The sequence below is a fragment of the Variovorax sp. GW821-FHT10C12 genome (assembly GCF_059415405.1).
The window spans coordinates 335,837-361,231 of sequence record NZ_JBWKNE010000002.1 but is presented as its reverse complement, the minus strand read 5'-3'; the positions used below and the strand labels follow the sequence as shown (position 1 = coordinate 361,231).

At 68.9% G+C, this 25,395-nt stretch carries 22 protein-coding genes; 14 read left to right on the top strand and 8 right to left on the bottom strand.

The genetic code is table 11. The features are described from left to right. Nucleotides 1-4 precede the first annotated feature (4 nt). From AC07OH_RS14950 to AC07OH_RS14935, 4 genes are all read left to right on the top strand, one after another. Nucleotides 5-640, top strand: a complete 636-nt coding sequence (locus tag AC07OH_RS14950) for an L-threonylcarbamoyladenylate synthase (protein WP_495301187.1) — start codon at nucleotides 5-7, stop codon at nucleotides 638-640. Nucleotides 641-683: 43 nt separating this feature from the next. Beyond that, nucleotides 684-1,355, top strand: a complete 672-nt coding sequence (locus tag AC07OH_RS14945) for a site-2 protease family protein (RefSeq protein WP_495301186.1) — start codon at nucleotides 684-686, stop codon at nucleotides 1,353-1,355. Between the two features lie 17 nt (nucleotides 1,356-1,372). Further along, on the top strand, nucleotides 1,373-2,704 hold the full coding sequence (locus AC07OH_RS14940; RefSeq protein ID WP_495301185.1) for a tryptophan--tRNA ligase: 1,332 nt from the start codon (nucleotides 1,373-1,375) through the stop codon (nucleotides 2,702-2,704). Nucleotides 2,705-2,780: 76 nt separating this feature from the next. Continuing rightward, nucleotides 2,781-3,383 carry a LuxR C-terminal-related transcriptional regulator gene (locus AC07OH_RS14935; protein WP_056578680.1) on the top strand — a complete coding sequence of 201 codons (603 nt, stop codon included), beginning with the start codon at nucleotides 2,781-2,783 and terminating at the stop codon, nucleotides 3,381-3,383. 78 nt (nucleotides 3,384-3,461) lie between these two features. Here the strand turns inward: AC07OH_RS14935 and shkS are convergent, their stop codons facing one another. Next, nucleotides 3,462-4,877, bottom strand: a complete 1,416-nt coding sequence (gene shkS / locus AC07OH_RS14930) for a surface-behavior sensor histidine kinase ShkS (protein ID WP_489059525.1) — start codon at nucleotides 4,875-4,877, stop codon at nucleotides 3,462-3,464. Between the two features lie 203 nt (nucleotides 4,878-5,080). Here shkS and AC07OH_RS14925 point away from each other — a divergent pair, with 203 nt between their 5' ends. Further along, the gene (locus AC07OH_RS14925; RefSeq protein WP_489059527.1) at nucleotides 5,081-5,482 is read left to right on the top strand and encodes a phage holin family protein; all 402 of its coding nucleotides are present in this window, start codon (nucleotides 5,081-5,083) and stop codon (nucleotides 5,480-5,482) included. 76 nt (nucleotides 5,483-5,558) lie between these two features. Continuing rightward, nucleotides 5,559-6,569, top strand: coding sequence for a LacI family DNA-binding transcriptional regulator (locus tag AC07OH_RS14920; protein WP_495301420.1), 1,011 nt, complete (start codon nucleotides 5,559-5,561; stop codon nucleotides 6,567-6,569). Between the two features lie 34 nt (nucleotides 6,570-6,603). On the opposite strand, the gene AC07OH_RS14915 is transcribed toward AC07OH_RS14920, so the two are convergent. After that, entirely contained in the window at nucleotides 6,604-7,806 is a 1,203-nt protein-coding gene (locus AC07OH_RS14915; RefSeq protein ID WP_495301184.1) for an MFS transporter, read from the bottom strand. A 144-nt stretch (nucleotides 7,807-7,950) separates the two neighbouring features. On the opposite strand from AC07OH_RS14915, the gene AC07OH_RS14910 reads away from it, so the two are divergent. Continuing rightward, entirely contained in the window at nucleotides 7,951-8,862 is a 912-nt protein-coding gene (locus AC07OH_RS14910; protein ID WP_495301183.1) for a LysR family transcriptional regulator, read from the top strand. A gap of 118 nt (nucleotides 8,863-8,980) precedes the next feature. Here AC07OH_RS14910 and AC07OH_RS14905 read toward each other — a convergent pair whose 3' ends face one another. Next, nucleotides 8,981-10,048, bottom strand: coding sequence for an L-idonate 5-dehydrogenase (locus tag AC07OH_RS14905; RefSeq protein WP_495301182.1), 1,068 nt, complete (start codon nucleotides 10,046-10,048; stop codon nucleotides 8,981-8,983). A gap of 14 nt (nucleotides 10,049-10,062) precedes the next feature. Next, nucleotides 10,063-11,016, bottom strand: coding sequence for a 2-hydroxyacid dehydrogenase (locus AC07OH_RS14900; RefSeq protein ID WP_495301181.1), 954 nt, complete (start codon nucleotides 11,014-11,016; stop codon nucleotides 10,063-10,065). 179 nt (nucleotides 11,017-11,195) lie between these two features. On the opposite strand from AC07OH_RS14900, the gene AC07OH_RS14895 reads away from it, so the two are divergent. After that, complete coding sequence (locus AC07OH_RS14895; protein ID WP_495301180.1) at nucleotides 11,196-11,957, top strand: glucose 1-dehydrogenase; 762 nt, start codon at nucleotides 11,196-11,198, stop codon at nucleotides 11,955-11,957. Between the two features lie 10 nt (nucleotides 11,958-11,967). Here the strand turns inward: AC07OH_RS14895 and AC07OH_RS14890 are convergent, their stop codons facing one another. Next, complete coding sequence (locus AC07OH_RS14890; protein ID WP_495301179.1) at nucleotides 11,968-13,335, bottom strand: amidohydrolase; 1,368 nt, start codon at nucleotides 13,333-13,335, stop codon at nucleotides 11,968-11,970. 181 nt (nucleotides 13,336-13,516) lie between these two features. On the opposite strand from AC07OH_RS14890, the gene AC07OH_RS14885 reads away from it, so the two are divergent. From AC07OH_RS14885 to AC07OH_RS14870, 4 genes are all read left to right on the top strand, one after another. Further along, on the top strand, nucleotides 13,517-14,467 hold the full coding sequence (locus tag AC07OH_RS14885; protein WP_495301178.1) for a LysR substrate-binding domain-containing protein: 951 nt from the start codon (nucleotides 13,517-13,519) through the stop codon (nucleotides 14,465-14,467). Nucleotides 14,468-14,673: 206 nt separating this feature from the next. Next, entirely contained in the window at nucleotides 14,674-15,900 is a 1,227-nt protein-coding gene (locus AC07OH_RS14880) for an efflux RND transporter periplasmic adaptor subunit (RefSeq protein WP_495301177.1), read from the top strand. A 9-nt stretch (nucleotides 15,901-15,909) separates the two neighbouring features. Further along, complete coding sequence (locus AC07OH_RS14875) at nucleotides 15,910-19,074, top strand: efflux RND transporter permease subunit (protein ID WP_159278060.1); 3,165 nt, start codon at nucleotides 15,910-15,912, stop codon at nucleotides 19,072-19,074. Beyond that, complete coding sequence (locus AC07OH_RS14870; protein ID WP_495301176.1) at nucleotides 19,074-20,525, top strand: efflux transporter outer membrane subunit; 1,452 nt, start codon at nucleotides 19,074-19,076, stop codon at nucleotides 20,523-20,525. The genes AC07OH_RS14875 and AC07OH_RS14870 overlap by 1 nt, the downstream gene beginning before the upstream one ends. 28 nt (nucleotides 20,526-20,553) lie before the next feature. Here AC07OH_RS14870 and AC07OH_RS14865 read toward each other — a convergent pair whose 3' ends face one another. From AC07OH_RS14865 to AC07OH_RS14855, 3 genes are all read right to left on the bottom strand, one after another. Beyond that, the gene (locus tag AC07OH_RS14865) at nucleotides 20,554-21,636 is read right to left on the bottom strand and encodes a hypothetical protein (protein WP_495301175.1); all 1,083 of its coding nucleotides are present in this window, start codon (nucleotides 21,634-21,636) and stop codon (nucleotides 20,554-20,556) included. 97 nt (nucleotides 21,637-21,733) lie between these two features. Continuing rightward, the gene (locus AC07OH_RS14860) at nucleotides 21,734-22,066 is read right to left on the bottom strand and encodes a hypothetical protein (protein ID WP_495301174.1); all 333 of its coding nucleotides are present in this window, start codon (nucleotides 22,064-22,066) and stop codon (nucleotides 21,734-21,736) included. Nucleotides 22,067-22,280: 214 nt separating this feature from the next. Continuing rightward, nucleotides 22,281-23,708: a short-chain fatty acyl-CoA regulator family protein gene (locus AC07OH_RS14855; RefSeq protein ID WP_495301173.1), complete on the bottom strand. Its 1,428-nt coding sequence runs from the start codon at nucleotides 23,706-23,708 to the stop codon at nucleotides 22,281-22,283. A gap of 120 nt (nucleotides 23,709-23,828) precedes the next feature. Here AC07OH_RS14855 and AC07OH_RS14850 point away from each other — a divergent pair, with 120 nt between their 5' ends. Both AC07OH_RS14850 and prpC read left to right on the top strand, forming a co-directional pair. Continuing rightward, a complete protein-coding gene (locus AC07OH_RS14850; protein ID WP_369631784.1) occupies nucleotides 23,829-24,239 on the top strand; it encodes an acyl-CoA thioesterase in 411 nt (136 codons plus the stop codon). After that, on the top strand, nucleotides 24,236-25,393 hold the full coding sequence (prpC, locus tag AC07OH_RS14845; RefSeq protein ID WP_495301172.1) for a bifunctional 2-methylcitrate synthase/citrate synthase: 1,158 nt from the start codon (nucleotides 24,236-24,238) through the stop codon (nucleotides 25,391-25,393). The genes AC07OH_RS14850 and prpC overlap by 4 nt, the downstream gene beginning before the upstream one ends. The last annotated feature ends 2 nt before the right edge of the window (nucleotides 25,394-25,395 follow it).

Below are 25,395 nucleotides of genomic sequence, written 5' to 3'. Positions count from 1 at the left end.
CACCATGGCCCAGTACTTCGAAGTCCACCCCGAGAACCCCCAGCAGCGCCTCTTGAAGCAGGCCGTGGCGCTGCTCGCGCGCGGCGAGATCGTGGCGGTGCCCACCGACTCCAGCTACGCGCTGGCCTGCCACCTGGACGACAAGGACGCGGTCGACCAGTTGCGCCGCATCCGCCAGGTCGACGAGAAGCACCACCTCACGCTGCTGTGCCGCGACCTGAGCGAGCTGGCCAACTACGCGCGCGTCGACAACAAGCAGTACCGCCTGCTCAAGGCCGCCACGCCCGGGCCCTACACCTTCCTGCTCGAAGCCACCAAGGAAGTGCCGCGCCGCGTGAGCCACCCGCAGCGCAAGACCATCGGCCTGCGCGTGCCCGATCACAAGGTGCTGCTGGAGCTGCTGGCGCTGCACGGCGCGCCGCTCCTGGCCACCACCCTCATCGCGCCCGGCGAGACCGAGGCGCTGAACGACGCGCAGGAAATCCGCGAGCGCTTCGAGAAGCAGATCGGCGCCGTCATCGACGCCGGCGCCTGCCCGTCGCAGCCGACCACCGTGGTCGACCTCACGCCCATGGGCACGGGCGACGACCCGGTCGTGGTGCGCCAGGGCCGGGGTGCACTCGCGGTGCTTGGCCTCTGACAAACGGCTCGGCCGCCTCATTCCTCTCTGACACAATCGCGCAGTGGATATTTCCAATCTGATACAGACCGTTCTGATTTACGCACTGCCGGTGATCTTCGCGATCACCGTGCACGAAGCGGCGCACGGCTACGTGGCCCGCCACTTCGGGGACAACACCGCCGCCATGATGGGCCGCGTGACGCTCAACCCGCTGAAGCACATCGACCCCATCGGGACCATCCTGATGCCGCTGATGCTGTACTTCGCGACCTCGGGCGCCTTCCTGTTCGGCTATGCCAAGCCGGTGCCGGTCAACTTCAACCGCCTGCGCCATCCCAAGCGCGACATGGTGTGGGTCGCGCTCGCGGGCCCGGCCTCCAACTTCATCCAGGCCATCCTGTGGGCCGTGCTGCTCATCGTGATCGTCGCGGTCGGCGTCAATGAAACCTTTTTCATCAAGATGTGCCAGGGCGGCGTGCTGGTCAACCTCGTGATGTGGGCCTTCAACCTGTTCCCGCTGCCCCCGCTCGACGGCGGCCGCGTGCTGGCCGGCCTGCTGCCCAGCGGCCCGGCGCAAAACTTCCTGGCGCGCATCGAGCCCTACGGTTTCTTCATCGTGATGGCGCTGGTGCTCGCCGGCATCGTCAGCAACTACTGGCTGCGCCCGCTGATGGATGCCGGCTACTTCGTGGTCAACCTGCTCATCACGCCGCTCAAGGCAATGCTGCTCTAAGTCTCTCCTTCCGTCACATGGCTTCGTCTTCTCCCGCTCCCCTGCGCGTCCTGACCGGCATCACGCCGTCGGGCACGCCCCACCTCGGCAACTACGTCGGCTCGATCCGCCACTCGGTGCGCCAGAGCGTCGCGGCCGGCGTCGAGAGTTACTTCTTCCTGGCCGACTACCACGCACTCATCAAGGTGCAGGAGCCTGCGCTCATCCAGCGCTCCACGCTCGAAATCGCGGCCAGTTGGCTGGCCTGCGGCCTCGACCCCGAACGCGTCACTTTCTATCGCCAGTCGGACATCGCCGAGATCACCGAGCTCACCTGGTTCCTGACCTGCGTCACCGGCAAGGGCGTGCTCAACCGCGCCCATGCCTACAAGGCCCAGCTCGACAAGAACATTGCCAAGGGCGAAGAGCCCGACGCCGATGTCACCGCCGGCCTGTTCATGTACCCCGTGCTGATGGGCGCCGACATCCTGATGTTCAACGCCCACAAGGTGCCCGTGGGCCGCGACCAGGTGCAGCACATCGAGATGGCGCGCGACATGGCACAGCGCTTCAACCACCAGTACGGCGAGCACTTCACGCTGCCCGACGCCGAGATCGACGATGCGGTCGCCACCTTGCCCGGCCTCGACGGCCGCAAGATGAGCAAGAGCTACAACAACACGATCCCGCTGTTCGCGCCGCGCGCGCAGCTGCAAAAGCAGATCGCCAGCATCGTCACCGACTCGCGCGCGCCCGGCGAGCCCAAGGACACCGAGGGCTCGGCCCTGTTCCAGATCTACCAGGCCTTCGCCAGCGCCGAAGAAACCGAAGCGCTGCGCAAGGCGTATGCCGACGGCATCGCCTGGGGCGACGCCAAGCAGGTGCTGTTCGAGCGCATCGACCGCGAAGTGGCGCCGCTGCGCGCGCGCTACGAGGCGCTCATGAACGATCCGGCCGAGATCGAGCGCATCCTGCTGCTGGGCGCCGAGAAGGCGCGCAAGCTGTCGCGCCCCTTCATGACCTCGCTGCGCCACGCGGTCGGCCTGCGCAACCTCGCGGCGGGCCGCGACGGCGCCGGTGCCAAGGCCGCCAAGGTGGCGAAGCCCAGCTTCAAGCAATACCGCGAAAAGGCCGACGGCCTGTTCTATTTCAAGCTGCTCGATGCGCGCGGCGAAACCCTTTTGCAAAGCCGTGGATTCGCGTCGCCGCAGGAAGCGGGCCGTACCATCGCCGACTTGCAGGCGCAACGCGGCGCGGCGCTCACGGCACTGGCCGCGCAGCTCGAACCGGTCGACGCGCAACAGGCTCACGCCGCCACCGAGGCGCTGGAGGCACTGGCGGGGGCAACGTCCACCACCCAGGGACATTGATCCGGCAACAACCCGCGGGCCATCCGCCGGCGGGTGTGACAAGAGAGAAGACGGTGCGATCACAAAGGAAGAAAACATGAGCATTTATGTCATCGACGACCACCCCCTGATGCGCGACGCGATCGTGATGGTCCTGCGACGCCTGCGCCCCGCCGAGAACATCGTCGAGCTCGAGCGGCTCGACAAGCTCGCCAGTTCGGTCCAGCAGCGTGGCGCGCCCACTCTTTTCTGCCTGGACCTGAAGCTGCCGGACACCAATGGCGTCTCGGGCGTGATCGCGGTCAAGCAGGTCTATCCGAACGTGCCGATCGCCGTGTATTCGGCAGCCCCGGCCGCCGACATGGAAGACGCCTGCATCGAGGCTGGCGCCGACACCTACATCGAGAAGTCGGCCAGCTCCAACGAGCTGGCAGCCGCCCTGCGCGGCCTGCTGATGGCCGGGTCGGAAGACGACACCGAGGAGATGCCGGCCGCCAACAGCGGCAAGCTCTCCAAGCGCCAGACCCAGCTGATCGCCATGCTCGACAAGGGCATGAGCAACCGCGACATCGCCACAGACCTGGAGATCAGCGAACACACGGTGAAGGTGCACCTGTGGCGCCTGTTCCGCCGTCTGGGCGTGAAGAGCCGTACGCAGGCCCTTCACTATGCACGGACGAATGGATTGCTGTCGGGCTGAGCCTGAAAAGCTGGCTTGACTTGATCAGGAACCGCGCCTCGTGCGCGGTTTTTTTATGGCCGGGACAACAACCGCCGCTCAGCCGCCCGACGCACTCACCCGCGCCTGCGCCACCGCCTCGTCGGCGTCGTGCAGCGCCACACGGAACACGCTGCCGCTGCCCAGGCGCGAACGCACGCTGACCGGGTGCCCCAGCACGTGCGACAGCCGCGCGACGATGGCCAGGCCGAGGCCGAAGCCGTCGGAGGTGCCGGCGTGGTCGGCGACCTTGTAGAACTCGAGGAACACGTCGCGCAGGTGCTCGGGCGCGATGCCGATGCCGGTGTCCCACACCTCCACGCGCATGCCCTCGCGGGTCTGACGCGCGGCCAGCAGCACGCCGCCTTCGGTCGTGTACTTGATGGCGTTGGCGAGCAGGTTGCCGATCATGCGGCGCACGCGGATCGGGTCGGTGAGGAACGAGCCCTCGGTCACGTGCACCCGGAAGTCCAGGCCCCGGCTCTCGGCCACGGGGCGGTATTGCAGCTCCAGGTCGTGCAGCAGCTCGGCCACGTCGACGCGCTCGATGTGCAGGCGCACCTGGCCCGCGTCGATGCGCGCCAGGTCGAACATGGAGTCGAACAGCGCGTTCACCGCGTGGGTGGCGCGCACGATCTTCGGCGCGAGCTCGAGCACCAGCTCGGGCTCGTTGCGCAGCCAGTCGGCGTACAGCGACAGCGCCAGCACGGGCTGGCGCATGTCGTGCGCGGCGCTGGCCAGGAAGCGGTTCTTCATGGCCACGGCCGACACCGCTGCCTGCCGCTGCTGCGTGAGCGACTTGATCAGGATGTGGTTGTGGAACAGCAGCTCCAGGCTGTTGCGCGCGGTCTCGTGGATGTTGCGCCCGGCGCGCAGCAGCAGGAACCAGTGCAGGATCGGCAGCAGCGGCATCAGGTAGCCGTACTGGAACTGCGGGCTCTGCAAGGTCACGGCCACGAGGCGCACCAGCACCGCGCCCAGCATGGTGATGAACAGCGTGTTGACGTAGCGCTTGAGCAGCGGCGGGTGCAGCGCCAGCCCGTTGAGCGGGAAGGTGCCCACACCGGCCACGATGAGCCAGCTCATGAACTGGTTGACCTGCGGCGTGCGCTCGAAGAACAGCAGCACCGAGCAGCCCCACACCACCGCGCTGGTGCTCCACACGAAGCCGTAGCGGTCGGTGAACTGCTGCTGCGCGACCGCGCTGCGCCCGGCATAGCGCACGGCGTACACCCGCGCACCCCAGGCCCGGCAGGCGGTGGCGATCAGGCCGGCGGCCAGCCAGGTCAGCAGCTCCCAGCGGGGCACGTGGCCCCAGCTCAGGCCGACCATGGCGGGCATCAACGCCGCCGAGACGAGGTAGGAGCCGCGCGCCGAGCGCATCAGGCTGCGGATGAGTTCCCCGCGCACCCACGACTCGGCTTCGTCGGCCGATGCCGGTGCAGGTGTCACGCTTGCGATCGACGCATTCGCCATGGGTGCATGACCGTGGTGGATTCGGCCAAACCAAAGAAGGATGGAGACAAACGCCTGCGCAGGCGCCGGAAGGTCGCGATCTTAACGGGCCGCCCCCTGCTGTTCGAGCCACCCCGCGCAGAAAATCCGCCCGCGCCTGCCCGTGGCCCATCCACTGCGGCGCCCCGCATTACCATGGCGCCTGCCGCCACACACCGCACCCTATGCTGAACCACATCACCCCCTTCCTCGTCCACTGGGCCATCACCGGCATCTCGCTGTGGGTCGCCAGTCATCTCTTCAAGGGCCTCAAGTTCGAGAGCACCTCGGCGCTGATCGTGTCGGCGCTGCTGCTCGGCCTGGCCAACGCCATCGTCAAGCCGCTGCTGATCGTGCTCACGCTGCCGCTGACGCTGCTGACCTTCGGGCTGTTTCTTCTGGTCATCAACGCGCTGATGATCCTGCTGGTGGCGGCGCTGGTGAAGGGCTTCAAGGTGTCGGGCTTCTGGACCGCCCTGTTCGCGAGCATCTTCATCTCGCTGCTGAGCATCGTCATCGGCTCGTTCGTGACGGGCGGCGATCCGGCCGAGCAGATCCAGATGCCGCAAGGCGGCAACTGGCTCTGAGCGGGCCCCTCTCCCGCGAGACCGCACCTTGCCCCCGCGCCCGCAGGCCGCCGCGCCCCCCGCCCGCCCGGTGACCATGGCCGACGTGGCCGCGCGCGTGGGCGTGTCGAAGATGACGGTCTCGCGCGCGCTCAACCGCCGCCCCGGCAGCGGGCGCCTGGCCTCCGAGGCACTGCGCGCGCGCATCCTCGCGGCCTGCGAGGAGATGGGCTACGTCATCGACCAGACCGCGCGCACCTTCTCGAGCAAGCGCTCGGGCTTCGTGGCGGTGCTGATTCCGTCGCTCAACAACTCCAACTTCTCGGACACCGCGCAGGGCATCACCGCCGCGCTCGAGGCGCGCGGCCTGCAGCCGCTGCTGGGCCACACCGACTACCGCCAGGACACCGAGGAGCGGCTGATCCGCTCCATGCTGATGCGTCGGCCCGAGGGCGTGATCCTCACGGGCGGCGTCCACACGCCCGCCGCGCGCGCCATGCTGCAGGCCGCCGGCGTGCCGGTGGTCGAGACCTGGGACCTGCCGGCCGAGCCGCTCGGGCACACGGTGGGCTTTTCCAACGCCGACGCGGCGGCCGCGATGGTGCACCACCTGCACGGGCGCGGCTACCGGCGCATCGCCTTCATCGGCGGAACCTCCGGGCGCGACACGCGCGGCGCCGACCGCCAGCGCGGCTACGCCCGCGCGATCCGCGAACTCGGGCTGCCCGACGGGCGGGTCATCAGCTTCGGCGAACCGCCGATCTCGATGGTGCAAGGCGGCGAGGCCGTGCGCCAGCTGATGCGCCAATGGCCCGACGTCGACGCGGTGCTCTGCGTGTCCGACCTGTCGGCCTTCGGTGCGCTGATGGAATGCCAGCGCCAGGGCTGGGACGTGCCGGGCCGCATCGCGATCGCGGGCTTCGGCGACTTCGAAGTCGCGCGCGCCTGCCATCCGCGCATCACCACCGTGGCGGTGGACTGCGTGGGTATCGGCAAGGCGGCGGGCGAACTGCTGCTGCGTGTGATGGACAGTGCGCGGGACGGGCACCGGCCGCCGACGGAGACGGTGATGATCCCGTTCCACATCGAGCAGCGCGAAAGCTCCTGAGGCGGTTGCGCGATATACGCCGCGCCCTTCGGAATCAGTGGGACGACCGGTGCGGCTTCGCGGGAAAACCGTGCGCACGCGATGCCCAGGCAATCAGAAGGCCGGGAAGCAACAGCGCCAGCAATGCCCATGGAAAAGCGCCGACGCCCGATGTCTCCAGCAGCACGCCACCGACGATGCCGCCGCCCGCAATGGCGATGTTCCACACCGTCACGAGAATGGATTGCGCCACGTCCGCGCCGGGGCCGGCTGCTTCGGCCGACGCGGTCTGCAGCAAGGCCCCGGAGCCGCCGAAGGTCAGCCCCCATGCGGCCACCGCGACATAGACCACCACCGGTTGCGTGCCGGCGACGCCCAGGGCCAGCGACGCCAGCGCAAAGCCCGCGAGGGCGAGCAGCACCAGCGAGCGCAGCATGCGGTCGATGAGCAGCCCGCTGATCCAGATGCCCGCCAGCGACGCCACGCCGAAGACCAGCAGCACCGCATCGACCCGATCAGACAGGCCGGCCGGCGCCAGGAACGGCATCACGTAGGTGTATAGAATGCTGTGCGCCAGCACCCACAGCGCAAGCACGGCCAGCACCGGTCGCACGCCGGGCGTGACGAAGATCCGGCGCACCGGCGCGCGCTTTTCGGCCGCCTGCCCCGGGTAGTCGGGCACCTGCAGGAAGACCCAGGCCATCACCGCCAGCGTGAGCAGCGACATGCCGCCGAACGCGGTGCGCCAGCCCAGCATGGCGCCCATCAACGTCCCCAGCGGCACGCCCAACGACAACGCCAGCGGTGCGCCCAGCCCGGCCACTGCCAGTGCGCGCCCCCTGAGGTGCTCGGGCACCATGCGCCGCGCATAGCCCGCCAGCATTCCCCAGATCAGGCCGCCCGCCATGCCGGCCATGAAGCGCGCAACCAGCGCGACGGCATAGCTCGACGTCAGCGCCGTGAGCGTGTTGAAGGCCAGCACGGCGACCAGCGCCGCGATCAGCAACGGCCGGCGCCGCCAGCCCAGCGTGGCCGCCGTCAGCGGAATGGCCGCGACCAGCGAGCCGATGGCATAGAGGGTCACGAACTGGCCCGCGAGCGCTTCCGACACGCCCAGGTCCTGGCTGATGCGCAAGAGCATGCCGGCCGGCATCGTCTCGGTCAGCAGTGCCAGGAAGCCGGTCATCGACAAGGCCAGCAAGGCGGCCACGGGCAGTCGTTCAGCGCGCTGGCCCACGGTGGCGGTTGTGGTGGTCATTCAGTTGTTTTCCATCGTCTGTGCCCGCGTTGGCCGGGTGGCCCGCGTTGGCGTTCACCGCAGTGTGGGCGTGAATGCATCAATGAAAAATGGGCTAAAGTTTCAAATACATATGACTCCCAAGTCATCAATCAAAGTCAGGCCATGGACAACCTGGGTTCGCTGAACGTCTTCGTTCGCGCTGGCGAAACGCGCAGCTTCACCGCCGCGGGGCAGCAGTTGGGCATCTCGGCCTCGGCCGTCAGCAAGGCCATCGTGCGGCTCGAAGAACGGCTGGGCGTGCGGCTGTTCCATCGCTCCACGCGCACCGTCCACCTGACGCCGGAAGGCGCGCTGTTCTTGGAGCGCTGCCGGCGCATCCTCTGCGAGGTGGAATCGGCCGAAGCGGAACTGCTGCAGACACAGAGCGCACCCCGCGGCAAGCTGCGCATCAGCCTGCCGTCGGTGGGCACGCTGTTCATGCCCAAGCTGGCGGCGTTCAAGCGGCTCTACCCCGACATCGAACTGGACATCGACTACGCCGACCGGCTGGTGGACGTCATCGAGGAAGGCTTCGACGCGGTCATCCGCACCGGCGAGCCCGGCGATTCACGGTTGATGGCGCGCCGCATCGGCTCCTGCCGCAAGGTGATCGTCGGTGCGCCGGCCTACTTTCGCCGGGCCGGCGTGCCGCGCGAACCGCAAGACCTGGCAAGCCACGCCTGCCTGCTCTATCGCTTTCCCAGCACCGGCAAGCTGGACGTGTGGCCGTTGGGCCTGGCGGCCGGCGCGCCCGCCATCGACCTGCCGGCCAGCATGGTGACCAACACGCTCGATCCGCAGGTCTGCTTTGCCGAGCAGGGGCTGGGCATTGCCTGCGTGCCGGAGATCGCCGTGCGCCAGCAACTGGAACAGGGCCGCCTGGTCACGGTGCTGGACGACCACAACCGCGAACACATGATCTTCCACGTGCTGTGGCCGTCGAGCCGGCAGCTGTCGCCCAAGATCCGTGTGTTCGTGGACTTCATCGCGCAGCACCTGTTCCCGCTTTCGGATGCGCTGCAGCAGCCGCCGTGAACCGCGGTGAAGCGAGCCCCGTCACATCGACGCGGGAGGCAAGAACCTCGACGGGGACGACCCCGAACGGGTCTGTTTCAAGTCCGTTCGCTGACCGATCAAGACACCCGGCATTCGCTCACTGCGAGACGGCCGCGGTATCCGCAAAGTCGATCAGCACCTTCATCGCCTTCTGCCGATCACTCGCCAGCTCGAAGGCCTCGCGCGCCTGCCCCATCGGGAAGGTGTGCGACACCACCGGCGACAGGTCGACGCGGCCTTCGTTGATGAGGCGCACGGCCAGCGCGAACTCGGCGTGGAAGCGGAACGAGCCGCAGATGCTGAGCTCCTTGGCCACCACCAGGTTCTGCGGAATGCGCACGTCGCCGCCCAGGCCCAGCTGCACGACCACGCCGCGCGGGCGCATCGTCTCCAGGCCGTCGCGCAGCGCGCGCTCGTTGCCCGAGCATTCGAGCATCACGTCGAAGCTGCCCTTGCCGGCCGCGTGCGCCGCCACCCAGCCGGTGTCGCTCGCGGCGTTGATGGCGTGGTCCGCCCCCATCGCGCGCGCCACCGCGAGCGGCTCGTCGACCACGTCGGTGGCCGTGATCTCGGCCGCGCCGTGCACGCGCGCCGCCGCGATGGCCAGCACGCCGATCGGCCCGCAGCCCGACACCAGCACCCGCTTGCCCAGCAGCGAGCCGGCGCGCGACACCGCATGCAGCCCGACCGAGAACGGCTCGGCCAGCGCGGCCAGGCGCAGCGGCACGTGCGCGTCCACCTTCACGCATTGCGTGGCCTCGCACAGCAGCATGTCGCGGAACGCGCCCTGCACATGCGGCGTGCGCATCGCGCTGCCGTAGAAGCGCATTTCCAGGCACTGGTTGGGCAGGCCTTCGAGACAGAACTTGCAGGCGCCGCAGGGGCGGCTCGGGTTCACCGCCACCTTGTCGCCGATGCGTACGGTCTGCACGCCGGGCGCCACCGCGACCACGGTGCCGGCCACCTCGTGGCCCAGCACCATCGGTTCCTGGATGCGCACGGTGCCGAAGCCGCCGTGGCGAAAGTAGTGCAGGTCGGAGCCGCAGATGCCGCCCATGCCGACCTTCACGAGCACCTGGCCGGGGCCGATCTCTTCCACCTCCTGCGCGTCGAGCCGCAGGTCGTCGGGCGCGTGGATCACGAGGCACATGCAACGCAGACGCATGGAATTCTTTCCTTTCAGGCCACGGGTGTGACGAGGGGGCGGCCCGCGAAGTGGGCCTCGAGGTTGCGGCGCACCAGCTCGCCCATGGCGCGGCGGGTCTGCTCGGTGCCGCTGCCGTTGTGCGGGTGCAGCACCACGTTGTCGAGCAGCGCAAAGCGCGGGTCGATGCGCGGCTCGTTCAGGAACACGTCGAGCGCGGCGCCGGCGATGGCCTTGCGCTCCAGCGCGTCGAGCAGCGCGCCCTCGTCCACGGTGGAGCCGCGCGACACATTCACCAGCCAGCCCCGCGGCCCGAGCGCCTGCAGCACCTGCGCATCGACGATGCCGCGCGTGGCCTCGCCGCCGGGCAGGATGACGATCAGCACATCGCACCAGTCGGCCATGGCCGCCAAGCTGGCGAAGTGGCGGTGCGGGCTGTCCGGCTGCGGCGTGCGGGTGAAGTAGCCCAGCGCCATCTCGAAACCCGACAGCCGCTGCGCGATGGTGCGGCCGATGCGCCCGAAGCCGGCGATGCCCACGCGCTGGCCGAAGAAGCGCGTGGCCAGCGGCATCGCGCCCTGCACCCAGGCGCCGCCGCGCACGAACAGGTCGGCCGCGGGCACGCGCCGCTGCAGCGCCATCGCCAGGCCCACGGCGAGGTCGGCCACGTCGCCATTGAGCACGTCGGGCGTGTTGCTCACCTGGATGCCGCGCGCCCGGCAGGCGGCGAAGTCGACGGCATCGGTGCCCACGCCGTAGCAGGCGACCAGCTCGAGGTTGGGCAGCGCGGCGATCAGCTCGCCGCTCGCGCCCAGGTCGCCGCGCGTGGCAATGGCGCGGACCTGCGGCCCGTGGGCGGCAAGAAAGGCGGCGCGGTCGGGCGCCTCCCAGAGGCGGTGCAGCGTGTAGGCCGCCTGCATCGGCGCCATGTCCCAGTCGGGGTACGCGCCCGTCATGAGCACGTGAGGGGGTGTCGCGTCGGCGGTCAAGCGGGTCTCCTGCAAAGGGATGGAACGGTGGATACCGGTAACTCTATCCACCCGCCCGGCAGGGCCGCAAGACCGGATTCGCCCGGTTGACGCGACAAATAGATACCGGTAACTTATTCACGCTGTCACACACCGATCCACCGGGCCCGGCAGGGGCCCGCCTGCAGGAGCTGCGCTGGATGAAACTGTTCGATCTTTCGGGCCGCACCGCCCTCGTCACCGGCGCCAGCAAGGGCATCGGCTACGCGCTGGCCGAGGCGCTGGCCACGGCCGGCGCGCGCGTGGTGCTCAACGCGCGCAGCGCCGCCCCGCTGGCGGCGGCCCGCGACGCACTGCGCGCCAAGGGCCTGACGGCCGAGGCGGCGGCCTTCGACGTGACCGACGCTGCGGCCGTGGAAGCCGGCGTGGCGGCAGTGGAAGCCGACATCGGCGCCATCGACATCCTCGTCAACAACGCCGGCATGCAGCACCGCGGGCCCTTCGCCGAATTCCCGATCGACGCCTGGCACCGGATCACCACCACCAACCTCGACAGCGTGTTCCTCGTGGGCCGCTTCGTGGCGCAACGCATGATCGAGCGCCGGCGCGGCAAGATCATCAACGTGTGCTCGGTGCAAAGCGAACTGGGCCGCCCCGGCATCGCGCCCTACGCCGCCACCAAGGGCGCCGTGAAGATGCTGACCAAGGGCATGGCCATCGACCTGGGCCCATACGGCATCCAGGTCAACGGCCTGGGGCCCGGCTATTTCAAGACCGAGCTGACGCAGGCGCTGGTGGCCGACGAGGCCTTCACCGGCTGGCTCTCGGGCCGCACGCCGGCCGGGCGCTGGGGCGAGGTTGAGGAGCTCGGCGGCGCGGCCATCTTCCTGGCCAGCGACGCCTCGAGCTTCGTCAACGGCCACATCCTGTACGTGGACGGCGGGATCACCGCCAGCCTGTAGCCGGCGCGGTTCAGCGCTGCTGCGCGCCCGCCATGTAGTCCACCGTGAGCTGCGTCAGCGTGCGCACGCCCACCAGCAGGCTGGCCTCGTCGACGAAGAAGCGCGGCGAGTGGTTGGGCTCGGCCTTGTTCGCATCGCGGCCGGCCGGCGTGGCGCCGATCATCACGAACAGGCCGGGCGCCTTCTGCGCGAAGAACGAGAAGTCTTCGCCGCCGGTGCCCTTCGGGATCACGATCGGCGTGGCGCCGGGCACGCGCTGCAGGCTGGGCACCATCTTCGCGGTCAGGGCCGGGTCGTTCACGGTGGGGGCGTAGCCGTCGGCCTCGACGCGGACCTCGGCCGTGCCGCCGCCGCTTTGCGCGATGTGCGAGGCGGTCTCGCCCATGCGCTGGATGATGAACTGGCGCATCTCGTCGTCGTAGGTGCGCAGCGTGCCGCTCATCTCCACCGAGTCGGGAATGATGTTGTAGCGCGTGCCCGCGTTGAAGGTGCCCACGCTGAGCACCGAGGGCTCCTTGGTCACGTTGACCTGGCGGCTCGCGATGGTCTGGAAGCCCAGCACGATCTGCGAGCCCAGCACGATCGGGTCGACCCCGCTCCAGGGCTGCGAGCCGTGCGTCTGGCGGCCCTTCACGCTGACCTTGAAGGTGTCCGAGCTCGCGGTGATGGGGCCGGGCTTGTAGCCGATCTGCCCGGTGTTCAGCGCCGAGACCAGGTGCAGGCCGAACACCGCGTCGGGCTTGGGCGCGTCGAAGGCGCCTTCGGCCAGCATGCGGCGCGCGCCGCCGATCTCGGCATTGGGCAGCTTCTCTTCGGCCGGCTGGAAGATCAGCTTCACGGTGCCCGGCAACTGCGCCTTCATCGAGGCCAGCACCTCGGCCACGCCCATGAGGATCGCCACGTGGCCGTCGTGCCCGCAGGCGTGCATCACGTCGACCGTCGCAAAGCCCCACTGGGCACGCGCCTTGGAAGCAAAGGGTACGTCGACCTGTTCCTTCACGGGCAGCGCGTCCATGTCGGCGCGCAGCGCCACCACCGGGCCGGGCTTGCCGCCGCGCAGCGTGGCGACCACGCCGGTCACGGCCACGCCTTCGCGCACCTCGTAGCCCAGCGCCTTCAGGTGGGCCGCGACCAGCGCGGCGGTGCGCTTTTCCTGGTTGCCCAGCTCGGGATGCTGGTGGATGTCGCGGCGCCAGTCGATCACCTTCTGCTCGATGGCCTTGGAGCGCTCGGCGATCAGCGGGTACAGCGGCACGGCGGCGGCCGGCGCGGGCGGCGTGGCCGCAGCAGGCGCCTCTTGCGCCGAGGCGCACAGGGACGAGACGGCAAGGACGATGGGCAGGCACAGGCGCGTGGCCGGACGGAATCGGTGGGACATGGTGATGTGTTGTGAGAAAAGCAAGGAAGGGAAGGACCCGCCGGGCGGGAGCCCTTCGTCCGCACGGCCCGTCGGGCCGGCAGCCGATGCGCCCTTGTCTGCCGCCCGACCCCATGAGCGTAGGAAGGCCACCGATTGGCGTCCAATCGCTTTTGCATCGACTGATAATGATTGCCTATCGATGGCTGCCGACACACCTACGCCCTCCTCCGTGCTGCACGAGCGGCTGCTCGCGCGCCTGCGCCTGCGGCACCTGAAGCTCATCGACGCGCTGGCCGCGCACTCGCACCTGCGCCGCGCGGCCGAGGCGATCCACATCAGCCAGCCGGCGGCCACGCAGATGCTGCAGGAGGTCGAGGGCCTGCTCGACACGCCGCTGTTCGAGCGCCACGCGCGCGGCATGCGCATCACCGAGGCCGGGCGCCTGCTGGCGCTGCACGCGCGCATGGTGATCGACGCCATGCAGGTGGCCAGCGACGGCCTCGCGGCGCTGGCCGCGCAGGAGACGCGCGCGCTGCGCATCGGCGCCATCGAGGCGGCCATCGCCAGCGTGCTGCAGCCCGCGCTGAACCTGCTGCATGCCAAGCACCCCAAGCTGCGCCTGTTCATCGAGGAAGGCAACATCGAGCGGCTCACGATCGGCCTGCGCGCGGGCGCCTTCGACGCCGTGCTGCTGCGCCAGCCGGCGCGCGTGCCCGACGCCCACCGCTTCGTGCCGCTGCGCAGCGACGAGGTGGTGGTCATCGCCGGCATCGGCCACCCGGCCGTGCAACGCAAGCGCCTGCGGCTGCGCGACCTCGCCGATTCGCGCTGGGTGCTGCCACCCGCGCACTTCGCGGTGCGCCAGGTGATGGAGGCCGCCTGGGCCGCCGAGCGGATCGTGCCGCGCCCGCATGCCATCCAGGTGCTCACGCCGCACCTGGTGCGCGCCCTGCTCTCGCAGCCCGACGTGGTGGTGCCGGTGCCGCGCACGGTGCTCGACCAGCTCGACCGCGCGGCCGTGGCCGAGCTGCCGCTGCGCATGAACGCGCCCATCGCGCCGCTGGGCATCCTCTACCGCACCGACAACGCGGTCGGGCCGCTGCAGCTGCTGGTCGATTTCCTGGTCGCGCAGGCGAAGAAGAAACCATAGAGAGCGCTTCAGGCGGGTTTTTCATGCGGGCAATGCCCCGCTTCACACCCGCTTAACTGTGGGGCCGCACACTCGACGCCACCCGCCCGTCCCCTCGGGACATGGCACGGTTTCCGCTCTGTAAAGTTCGCCGCCCCCGCGCCGCGGCATTGAACTCGACGGCGCGAGCCCGCTCCATCTTTGGCTTTCGTTACTTCTGCCTGTCCATGCCCGTCCACTTTGCCTCCCGCTCCGCCCCGCTCCTCACGGCCCTGTGCATCGCCGCCGCCCTCGCGGGGTGCTCGCGCACCAATGTGGAGGCCCCCGGCGCGGCCAAGGCGGCCAACGCCCCCGCGAAAGAAGTCGGCATCGTCACGCTCAAGTCCGAGGTGCTGGCCCTGAGCACCGAGCTGCCCGGTCGCACCGCGGCCCCGGTGATCGCCGAGATCCGCCCGCAGGTCGGCGGCATCCTCAAGGAGCGGCTCTTCACCGAAGGCTCGCAGGTCAAGGCCGGCCAGGTGCTCTACCAGCTCGACCCCGCCTCGCTGCAGGCGGCCCACGCCAGCGCGCAGGCCAGCGTGCGCAAGGCCGAGTCGGCCCTGGCCACGGCGCGCACGGTCGCCAAGCGCAATGCCGAGCTGGTGAAGATCGACGCCATCAGCCGCCAGGTGTTCGACGAGACCCAGGCCGCCGAGCAGCAGGCCGAGGCCGACCTCGGCGTGGCCCGCGCCGCCGAGCAGACCGCGCGCATCCAGCTGGGCTACACGCGCATCACCTCGCCCATCACCGGCTGGGCCGAGCTGTCCACGGTCACGCCGGGTGCGCTGGTCACAGCCAACCAGGCGGCGGCCATGACCACCGTGCAGCAGCTCGACCCGATCCACGTGCACGTCACGCAGTCCAGCAGCGAGCTGCTGCGCCTGAAGCGCGAACTGGCCAGCGGCCGGCTGCAGCGCGCCAGCGACGCCGAGGCGCGCATCCAGCTGCTGCTGGAAGACGGCAGCCCCTACCCGCACGCCGGGCGCCTCACCTTCAGCGGCGTGACGGTCGATGCCGGCACCGGCAGCGTCACGCTGCGCGCCGTGGTGCCCAACCCCGACAAGCTGCTGATGCCCGGCATGTACGTGCGCGCCGTGCTGCAGGAAGGCGTGAACGACGCCGCGCTGCTGGTGCCGCAGCAGGCCGTCACGCGCGCGCCCGACGGCAGCGCCTCCACGCTGGTGATCGATGCCGAGGACAAGGTTCAGAAGCGCCCCATCCGCATCGGCCGCGCCATCGGCACGCGCTGGCAGGTGATCGACGGCCTGGCCGCGGGCGACCGCGTGCTCATGGAAGGCTCGCAGCGCGTGAAGGTGGGCGACAAGGTGCGCACGGTCGACCTGGGCGCCAGGCCGGCGGGTGCCGCCGTGGCGAGCGCCACGCCCGACGCTGCTTCCGCCACCGTCGCGCGCTGAGGCCCCGCCATGGCCCAGTTCTTCATCGACCGCCCCATCTTCGCGTGGGTGCTTTCCATCGTCGTCATGCTCGCCGGCCTGATGGCCATCCGCACGCTGCCGCTGGAGCAGTACCCCGACATCGCGCCGCCGCGCGTGTCCATCAACGCCACCTACACCGGCGCTTCGGCCAAGACGGTCGAAGACTCCGTCACCCAGGTCATCGAGCAGCAGATGAAGGGGCTGGACAACCTGCTGTACATGCAGTCGACCAGCAACTCGTCGGGCGTGGCGCGCCTGTCGCTCACCTTCAACGCGGGCACCAACATCGACGTGGCCCAGATGCAGGTGCAGAACAAGCTGCAGCAGGCCATGTCGCGCCTGCCGCAGCAGGTGCAAAGCCGCGGCGTCACCGTGACCAAGGGCGGCAACGACTTCCTGCTGATCGTCTCGATGTTCTCCGGCGACGGCAGTGCCTCGGCGGTGGACGTGGGCGACTACATCAGCAGCAACCTGGTCGACGTCATCAGCCGCGTCGACGGCGTGGGCGAGGTGCAGACGCTGGGCACCGGCTACGCCATGCGCCTGTGGCTGGACCCCGACAAGCTGCGCAAGTACGCGCTCATGCCCTCCGACGTGGGCAGCGCCATCACCGCGCAGAACGCGCAGGTCTCGGCCGGCCAGCTCGGCGCGCTGCCGGCCGGCGCGCAGCAGCAGCTCAACGCCACCATCACGGCGCGCAGCAAGCTGAAGACGGTCGAGGAGTTCGAGAACGTGGTGCTGCGCGCCACGCCCGACGGCGCCGTGGTGCGCCTGCGCGACGTGGCCCGTGTCGAGCTGGGCGCCGAGAACCTCACGGTGCGCTCGGTGCTGGGCGGTCGTCCGGGCGCCGGCATGGGCATCGTGCTGGCCGACGGCGCCAACGCAGTGCAGGTGGCCGAGGCCGTGAAGGCCAAGGTGGCCGAGCTGCAGCCGCTCTTTCCCAACCAGATGCAGACCTTCGTCAGCTACGACACCACGCCCTTCGTGAGCGCGTCGATCGACGAGGTGGTGAAGGCGCTGGCCGAGGCCATGGTGCTGGTCGTGCTGGTGATGTACATCTTTTTGCAGAACTTCCGCGCCACGCTGATCCCGGCCATTGCCGTGCCGGTGGTGCTGCTGGGCACCTTCGGCGTGCTCTCCGTGGCGGGCTACTCGATCAACACGCTCACCATGTTCGGCATGGTGCTGGCCATCGGCCTTCTGGTGGACGACGCCATCGTGGTGGTGGAGAACGTCGAGCGCGTGATGCACGAAGAGGGCCTCTCGCCCAAGGAGGCCACGCGCAAGTCGATGGCCGAGATCACGCCCGCGCTGGTGGGCATCGCGCTGGTGCTGTCGGCGGTGTTCATCCCGATGGCTTTCTTCGGCGGCTCGACCGGCGTGATCTACCGCCAGTTCTCGATCACCATCGTCTCGGCCATGGCGCTGTCGGTGTTCGTGGCGCTCACGCTCACGCCGGCGCTGTGCGCCACGCTGCTCAAGCCCGTCGCCAAGGGCGGCCACGCGGCCCCGCGCAAGGGCGTGCTGGGCGCGGTCGACCGCTTCTTCGCGGGCTTCAACCGCCGCTTCGACCAGGGCGCCGACCGCTACCAGGGCATCGTCGGAGGCATCGTGCGGCGCGGCAAGCGCAGCCTCGTGGTGTACCTGCTGATCGCGGCCGTGATGGCGCTGCTGTTCATGCGCCTGCCCACCTCCTTCCTGCCCGATGAAGACCAGGCCTTCCTGCAGGTTCAGGTGACGCTGCCGCCGGGCGCGTCCGACGCGCGCCTGCAGCCGGTGGTCACGCAGATGCAGGACTACTTCACGAAGCAGCCCGAGGTGGTGAGCGTGAACGTGATCACCGGGCAGAACGGCGACCAGAGTTCGGCGCGCGCCTTCGTGAAGCTGAAAGACTGGGCCGAGCGCGAAGGCGCCGGCCAGTCGGCCGCCGAACTCGCGCGGCGCGCCAACAAGGAGCTCTCGACGATTCGCGACGCGCGCATCTTCGTGCTGCTGCCGCCCGCGGTGCGCGGGCTCGGCGCCAACGCGGGCTTCAACTTCCACCTGAAGGACATCAACGGGCTGGGCCACGACGCACTGGTGAAGGCGCGCGACCAGCTCATCGACCTGCTCTCCAAGCGCCCCGAGGTGGCGAACGTGCGCAGCAACAACCTGGACGACACGCCGCAGTTCGCGGTGGACATCGACGACGCGCGCGCCGGCGCGGCCAGCCTGGCCACGTCCGACATCGACAGCACCCTGTCGAGCGCGATGGGCGGCACCTACATCAACGACTTCCTGGACAACGGCCGCGTCAAGCGCGTGTACATGCAGGGCGACACGGCCTTTCGCATGCTGCCCACCGACATCGACCGCTGGAGCGTGCGCAACAGCCTGGGCCAGATGGTGCCGTTCCCGGCCTTCTCCAGCTCGCGCTGGACCTACGGCTCGCCGCAGCTGCAGCGCTACAACGGCAGCCCCAGCTACGAGTTCGTCGGCGATGCCGCACCGGGCGTGAGCTCGGGCGACGCCATGGCCGCCGTCGACGAAGTGATGAAGCAGATGCCCGCCGGCATCGGCTACGAATGGACCGGCGCCTCGTTCCAGGAGCGCCTGTCGGGTGCGCAGGCACCGGTGCTCTATGCCATCTCGATCCTGTTCGTGTTCCTGTGTCTTGCGGCCCTGTACGAAAGCTGGTCGGTGCCGTTCTCGGTGATCCTGGTGGTGCCGCTGGGCATCGTGGGCGCGCTGCTGTTCACCAGCCTGCGCGGCCTGAGCAACGACGTGTACTTCCAGGTCGGCCTGCTGACCACGGTGGGGCTGTCGTCGAAGAACGCGATCCTGATCGTGGAGTTCGCCAAGCAGCTGCAAGAGCAGGGCAAGGGCGTGATCGAGGCGACGCTGGAGGCCGTGCGACTGCGGCTGCGCCCCATCCTCATGACCTCGCTGGCCTTCGGCTTCGGCGTGCTGCCGCTGGCCATCGGCACCGGCGCGGGCGCGGGCGGCCGCCAATCGATCGGCACCGCGGTGCTGGGCGGCATGGTGGTCGGCACGGCGCTGGGCATCTTCTTCGTGCCGCTGTTCTTCGCGATGATCCGCGGCTGGCTGGAAGGCCGCCGCAAGCCGGCCGACACACCGCCGGATGCCTTGCCCGCGGAACAGGGAGCCCAGTGATGAAGCGCACCACCCTGCCCCGCCTTCCCCTGCGCGCACTGGCCTGCGCCGCCCTGGCCTCGGTCGTGCTCGCGGGCTGCGTCAACCTCGCGCCCGCCTACGAAACGCCCGCCTCGCCCGTGCCATCGGCCCTGCCCTCGGGCGGCGTCACGACGACCACACCCCTGGACATCGGCTGGCGCGACTTCTTCGTCGACAAGCAGCTGCAGGGCGTGATCGAACTCGCGCTCGCCAACAACCGCGACCTGCGCGTGGCGGCGCTCAACATCGAGCGTGCGCGCGCCCAGTACGGCATCGCGCGGGCCGACCTGTTCCCCACCGTCAACGCAGGCGCCGCCGGCACGCGCTCGCGCACGCCGGGCAGCCTGTCGACCAGCGGCGAATCGCGCATCGCCTCGCAGTACAGCGCCAACCTCGGCATGACGGCCTACGAGCTCGACCTGTTCGGGCGCGTGCGCAACCTCGGCGAATCGGCGCTGCAGGGCTACTTCCAGACCGAGGAGACGCAGCGCAGCACGCAGATCAGCCTCGTGGCCTCCGTCGCCACGGCGTGGCTGCAACTGGCCGCCGACGAGCAGCGCCTGCAGCTGGCGCGCGGCACGCTCGAGAGCCAGCGCAAGTCCTTCGAGCTGGTGCAGCGCAGCCATGCGCTCGGCGCGCAGTCGGGCCTGGCGCTGGCGCAGGCGCAGAGCACCGTCGATGCCGCGCGCGCCGACGCCGCGGCCTTCGACAGCCAGGTCGAACAGGACCGCAATGCGCTGGCGCTGCTGGTCGGCGCCACGCCGCCGCCCGAGTTGCTGCCGACCGCCGCCACGACCGCCGACGTCGCGCAACTGCTCGTGCCCCCGGCCGGCCTGTCGTCGAGCGTGCTGCAGCAGCGGCCTGACGTGCGCGCCGCCGAGCACGCGCTGCGCGCGAGCAACGCCGACATCGGCGCAGCGCGCGCGGCTTTTTTCCCGCGCATCGCGCTCACCGCCTCGGCCGGCACCGCGAGCAGCACGCTCTCGGGCCTGTTCACCAGCGGCAGCAAGGCCTGGAGCTTCGCGCCGTCGATCAGCGTGCCGATCTTCGACGGCGGTGCCAACCGCGCCAACCTGCAGGTGGCGCAGGCGCAGCAGAAGATCCAGGTCGCGACCTACGAGAAGGCCGTGCAGACCGCCTTCCGCGAAGTGGCCGACGCCCTGGCCGAACGCCGCACGCTGGCCGAGCGCCTCGACGCACAGCGCTCGCTGCGCGCCGCGACCTCGCGCAGCTTCGCGCTCTCGCAGTCGCTCTTCAAGAGCGGCGCCGCCAACTACCTCGACGTGCTGGACGCGCAACGCAGCGACTATGCGGCGCAGCAGACGCTGATCGGTTTGCAGCTCACGGAGCAGACGAACCGGCTGGCGATCTACAAGGCGCTGGGGGGTGGGTGGAGCGAGGCGTCGGGCACGCCTCCCTCCTCGCTCTGACTCTGTCGGAAGGAGCCCTCGAGGCGCGCTAGCGTGCCTCGAGGGTCCATGGGACGTAGGGTTCGAGAACGGTACATCCCGAGAGCTTCATCGTGCTCTTCACACTGTTCTCCGCAGTGAGCATCACCACCGTCCCGGCTGAGTAGGACACCCATTCGCAAGCGACCGATGGCGATGCGTCAGAGAAACGCGACGCCGGAATCACCCGCTCATCGAATGTGAAGTCTCCCTTCGGCTTTGGAAGCTGCCCGATCAGAAGCGATCTTCCACTTCCTGTCCCCGTTCTCGCTTTGACGACTGCGTCGAAGTTTTTCGTGGTGACCTCGTTCGCCTCGTACCGCAGGTCGCGAGCGAAGTAGAGCTCGAACCGGCGATTCCTGAATCGCTCGGGCACTGGGTCGACACGCGCTTGCAGCACCTCGTCGACTGCGAAGCACTGCTCGGACAGACATTGATCACCGGCATCCATGAAGAGCCAGACCTTGTCCCCCTCTTGAAGGACCAACGCAGGCGATGCGTTCGCGTTCTTCTTCGGCAGGGTCACATGCAGGAACTGTCGCTCCGGGAACGATGGCTTCGGATCCGATTCGTCGGGAAACAAGGCGTCTTTGCCAAGCCAGACCAGGGACGTCCAACCGTAGGCGTCGACGAAGTAGCCGATGAAGGTGTCCGGCGCGTTGTGCTTCGCGATCGTCGGCCGGCCAAAACCATGGACGCCGGAGAAATGCGATCGCAACGAGAACCCGAAACGGCCCTCTGTGACCTTGGCAATTTTCGAAGGATCTTGCAGGGCAAATTTCCTGACAGACCAGCCCACAGGGCGGACCAGCAAAGAAACGTCGAGGGGGCCGCTGCAGCCTTCGACCGTTGCCCTGCTGGACAGCCGGCATTTTTTCAAGAGATGCAGATCCTCATTGGCATCGAGATTCATCAGCTTCATCTCGACCATCCTCTCGGTCTCTGCATCGCGCGAGACAGAGGGGATCAGGACCGGCGGGCATCCTGCAAGGCACAAGAGAACGCCAAGGGATGCGATGGCCTTGCAGGCGCTTGCCAAAGAACGGTTGTGACGAGGTTTCAAGATTTGGAGATCATTCACGCTGTGCTTCATGTCCCAAGGCAGTCTCCCGATTTCTTCACCCGCAGATGCGGGCCCTGCCGACCGCGTGCATCTCCGAAGGTTGCCGCTGCTCATGCCCCCTGGCATGTCAACGGCTCCCGAAGTGGGCAAACACCAGTATCGCCAGCGGTATCCCAAGAAAAAGCCCTGCGATGCTGACGGCACGTGTTCTGGTCCATCCCCCGATGATCCACACCACCAGAAACATGACTGCCAAGAATGCAAGTCCGAAAACCGCAAGGTAGCCAATAGCGGCTGGTATCGAATTCAGATTTCCGTTGACGCTCGCGTCGTCCGACAGCTCAAGAATCAACGCCAGCGCCGGTAAGAAAGAGATCCAGAAGAAGAACGCCCAGGACGAGCGCGACATTTCGGCATCGACGTCCGTGCGCTGCCCGTCTTCCACAGGTTGGCCGGACATGTCAGGCCTTCGCGCGCAGCAGCGGCAATGTTCGGACGCACGCGCAGCAGACGGTCGTGCTGACGCTCGAGGAATGACCCTCGCTCTGGATACCTGTGGCCATTCGGCTCTACTCCCTGTTGATGCAACCATCATAGCCACGGCCCTGTGCGAACCTGCGCGTCGCTGCGAACCCTCTTCGGAATCGGACGAGCGGGCTGTACCTTGGTCCTACCTACGCGCCGGCCACGGCATAGGGCGTGAACCTGCTTTCGTTCTCGTTCACATCCAGCGGCCGCCCGATGAACGGGAACGCCCGCTGCGGGCAGGCCACGCGCTCGCACACCTTGCAGCCCATGCCGATGGGCGTGGGCACGTCGGGGTCCTTCAGGTCCAGGCCCTTGGCGTAGACCAGGCGCGGGGCGTGGCGGATGTCGCAGCCCAGGCCGATCGAGAAGGTCTTGCTCGGCGAGCCGAAGCCGCGCTGGCCGTGCGACACGGTGCGCGCGATCCACAGGTAGGCGCGGCCGTCGGGCATGCGTGCCAGTTGCGGCAGCACGCGCCCGGGCTGCGCGAAGGCCTCGTACACGTTCCACAGCGGACAGGTGCCGCCGGTCTTCGAGAAGTGGAAGTGCGTGGCCGACTGCCGCTTGGAGATGTTGCCGGCCCGGTCCACGCGGATGAAGAAGAAGGGCACGCCCGACGCGCCCGGGCGCTGCAGGCTGCTCAGGCGGTGGCACACGGTTTCGAAGCCCACGCCGAACTGGCGCGCGAGCAAATCGATGTCGTAGCGCAGCGCCTCGGCCGCCTGCAGGAACGGACCGTAGGGCAGCAGCACGGCGGCCGCGAAGTAGTTGGCCAGCCCGATGCGCGCGAGCGCGTGGGCCGGGGCGTCGCCGAAATCGGCCTGCACGACCAGCGATTCGATCAGCGCGGCCTGCTCCAGCAGCGCCAGCTGCGTGGCCAGCTGGAAGGCCTGCTGGCCCGGCTCCAGGCCCGCCGACAGGCGCAGCACGCGGCGGGCCGGGTCGTAGCGGCGCTGGCTGTCGAGCGCGCCCTCCCCTTCGTCGCCCGGCACCACGCGCACGCCGTGGACCGAAAGAAGCCGCTGCTGGAGCCATTCGGCGAGCGGTCCGCCGTTCGCACGGGCCTCGGCGGCGAGCGATTCGGCGGCCGTGTCGAGCGGGTCGAAATGGTTCTGGTGGGCAAAGAAGAAATCGCGCACCACCTCGAAAGGCATGGGCCGGCTGCGCGAGATGTCGCCGCGCCCGTCGCCGATTTCGGCGGCCATGAGCTCCAGCCGCTCCTGCGCCTCCTGATGGCGGCGGTGCAGCGCCAACAGCGCGCGCGCCACGGCGGGCATCTGCGACGCCACCTCGCGCAGCTCGGGCAGCGCAACCGCCTCGCCGCCGGGGTTGTCCGCCAGCGCCTCGCGCATGCGCGCCACGAGCCGCGCTTCTTCGTCTTCGGAGAACTGCTGCACGTCGACGCCGAGCGTCTTGCTGATGCGCAGCAGCACGGCCACGGTGAGCGGGCGCTGGTTCTGCTCGATCTGGTTCAGGTAGCTCGGCGACAGGCCCAGCATCTGGGCCAGCGCCACCTGCGTGAGGCCGCGTTCGGCGCGCAGCGTGCGCAGGCGCACGCCCATGAAGGTCTTGCTCATCGGGTCACCTCGTGGGTCTTTGCGATATTCGCAATATTTGCAAAATCAGCCATCTTCATTCGCAATGATTCGCCAATTCAGGCCTTCATTATGGGCGTTCGATTGCGTAAATTGCGAAGCATGACAAACCGATCCGCCGCCATCGAGCTGACCGACATCGTGTTCCCCGAGCACGCCAACCACTACGGCACGCTGTTCGGCGGCAACGCCCTGCTGCTGATGTCCAAGGCCGCGTTCCTCGCCGCGCGCGCCTTCGCGAAGTCCGACGTGGTGATGGCCAGCCTGGGCGACGCGCAGTTCCTCGCGCCCGTGCCCGTCGGCCATGTGCTGCGCCTGCGGGCCTGGGTGACGCGCGCCGGGCGCAGCTCGCTCACGGTCTGCGTCACCGGCGCGGCCGAGCCGCCCGACGGCGAAGCCCGCCCTTCGCTGAAAGGCCTGTTCGAGATGGTGGCCGTCGATGGCCGCGGCCGTCCCGCGCGCCTGCGCAACGCCTACCTGCACACCGTGCCCACAGACAAGGAACCCGCATGAACGACACCGCCACCCCCACCGGCTTCAAGCCCAAGAAATCCGTCGCCCTGTCGGGCGTGACCGCCGGCAACACGGCGCTGTGCACCGTGGGCCGCACCGGCAACGACCTGCACTACCGCGGCTACGACATCCTGGACATCGCCGAGGTCTGCGAGTTCGAGGAAATCGCGCACCTGCTGGTGCACGGCAAGCTGCCCACGGCCGCCGAGCTGCGCGCCTACAAGGCCAAGCTCAAGGCCATGCGCGGCCTGCCCGCGAGCCTGAAGGAGGCACTGGAGCAACTGCCCGCCAGCGCGCACCCGATGGACGTGATGCGCACCGGCGTCTCGTCGCTGGGCTGCCTGCTGCCCGAGAAGGAAGACCACAACCTGCCCGGCGCGCGCGACATCGCCGACCGCCTGATGGCCTCGCTCGGCTCGATGCTGCTGTACTGGTACCACTGGTCCACGCAGGGCCGGCGCATCGAAGTGGAAACCGACGACGACTCCATCGGCGCGCACTTCTTGCATCTGCTGCACGGGCGCAAGCCCGGCGCGCAGTGGGAGCGCGCGATGCACACCTCGCTCAACCTCTATGCCGAGCACGAGTTCAACGCCTCCACCTTCACGGCGCGCGTGGTCGCGGGCACGGGCTCCGATGTGTACTCGGCCATCACCGGTGCCATCGGCGCGCTGCGCGGCCCCAAGCACGGCGGCGCGAACGAGGTGGCCTTCGAGATCCAGAAGCGCTACGACGCACCCGACGAGGCCGAGGCCGACATCCGCCGCCGCGTCGCCGCCAAGGAGGTCGTGATCGGCTTCGGCCACCCGGTCTACACCGTGAGCGACCCGCGCAACGTGGTCATCAAGGGCGTGGCGCGCACGCTGTCGCAGGAGGCCGGCTCAACCAAGATGTTCGACATCGCCGAGCGGCTCGAGGCCGTGATGTGGGAGGTGAAGCAGATGTTCCCCAACCTCGACTGGTTCAGCGCCGTGAGCTACCACATGATGGGCGTGCCCACGGCCATGTTCACGCCGCTGTTCGTCATTGCGCGCACCTCGGGCTGGGCGGCGCACATCATCGAGCAACGCATCGACAACAAGATCATCCGGCCCAGCGCCAACTACACGGGCCCCGAAGACCTGAAGTTCGCGCCGATCCAGGATCGGAAGTAAAA

What these genes read in the sequence shown, in the direction of transcription:
- AC07OH_RS14950 (WP_495301187.1), top strand. Translation starts at nt 5, where the DNA reads ATGGCCCAGTACTTCGAAGTCCACCCCGAGAACCCCCAGCAGCGCCTC.
- AC07OH_RS14940 (WP_495301185.1), top strand. Translation starts at nt 1,373, where the DNA reads ATGGCTTCGTCTTCTCCCGCTCCCCTGCGCGTCCTGACCGGCATCACG.
- AC07OH_RS14935 (WP_056578680.1), top strand. Translation starts at nt 2,781, where the DNA reads ATGAGCATTTATGTCATCGACGACCACCCCCTGATGCGCGACGCGATC.
- shkS (WP_489059525.1), bottom strand. Translation starts at nt 4,877, where the DNA reads ATGGCGAATGCGTCGATCGCAAGCGTGACACCTGCACCGGCATCGGCC.
- AC07OH_RS14925 (WP_489059527.1), top strand. Translation starts at nt 5,081, where the DNA reads ATGCTGAACCACATCACCCCCTTCCTCGTCCACTGGGCCATCACCGGC.
- AC07OH_RS14920 (WP_495301420.1), top strand. Translation starts at nt 5,559, where the DNA reads ATGGCCGACGTGGCCGCGCGCGTGGGCGTGTCGAAGATGACGGTCTCG.
- AC07OH_RS14915 (WP_495301184.1), bottom strand. Translation starts at nt 7,806, where the DNA reads ATGACCACCACAACCGCCACCGTGGGCCAGCGCGCTGAACGACTGCCC.
- AC07OH_RS14910 (WP_495301183.1), top strand. Translation starts at nt 7,951, where the DNA reads ATGGACAACCTGGGTTCGCTGAACGTCTTCGTTCGCGCTGGCGAAACG.
- AC07OH_RS14905 (WP_495301182.1), bottom strand. Translation starts at nt 10,048, where the DNA reads ATGCGTCTGCGTTGCATGTGCCTCGTGATCCACGCGCCCGACGACCTG.
- AC07OH_RS14895 (WP_495301180.1), top strand. Translation starts at nt 11,196, where the DNA reads ATGAAACTGTTCGATCTTTCGGGCCGCACCGCCCTCGTCACCGGCGCC.
- AC07OH_RS14890 (WP_495301179.1), bottom strand. Translation starts at nt 13,335, where the DNA reads ATGTCCCACCGATTCCGTCCGGCCACGCGCCTGTGCCTGCCCATCGTC.
- AC07OH_RS14885 (WP_495301178.1), top strand. Translation starts at nt 13,517, where the DNA reads ATGGCTGCCGACACACCTACGCCCTCCTCCGTGCTGCACGAGCGGCTG.
- AC07OH_RS14880 (WP_495301177.1), top strand. Translation starts at nt 14,674, where the DNA reads ATGCCCGTCCACTTTGCCTCCCGCTCCGCCCCGCTCCTCACGGCCCTG.
- AC07OH_RS14875 (WP_159278060.1), top strand. Translation starts at nt 15,910, where the DNA reads ATGGCCCAGTTCTTCATCGACCGCCCCATCTTCGCGTGGGTGCTTTCC.
- AC07OH_RS14870 (WP_495301176.1), top strand. Translation starts at nt 19,074, where the DNA reads ATGAAGCGCACCACCCTGCCCCGCCTTCCCCTGCGCGCACTGGCCTGC.
- AC07OH_RS14865 (WP_495301175.1), bottom strand. Translation starts at nt 21,636, where the DNA reads ATGAAGCACAGCGTGAATGATCTCCAAATCTTGAAACCTCGTCACAAC.
- AC07OH_RS14860 (WP_495301174.1), bottom strand. Translation starts at nt 22,066, where the DNA reads ATGTCCGGCCAACCTGTGGAAGACGGGCAGCGCACGGACGTCGATGCC.
- AC07OH_RS14855 (WP_495301173.1), bottom strand. Translation starts at nt 23,708, where the DNA reads ATGAGCAAGACCTTCATGGGCGTGCGCCTGCGCACGCTGCGCGCCGAA.
- AC07OH_RS14850 (WP_369631784.1), top strand. Translation starts at nt 23,829, where the DNA reads ATGACAAACCGATCCGCCGCCATCGAGCTGACCGACATCGTGTTCCCC.
- prpC (WP_495301172.1), top strand. Translation starts at nt 24,236, where the DNA reads ATGAACGACACCGCCACCCCCACCGGCTTCAAGCCCAAGAAATCCGTC.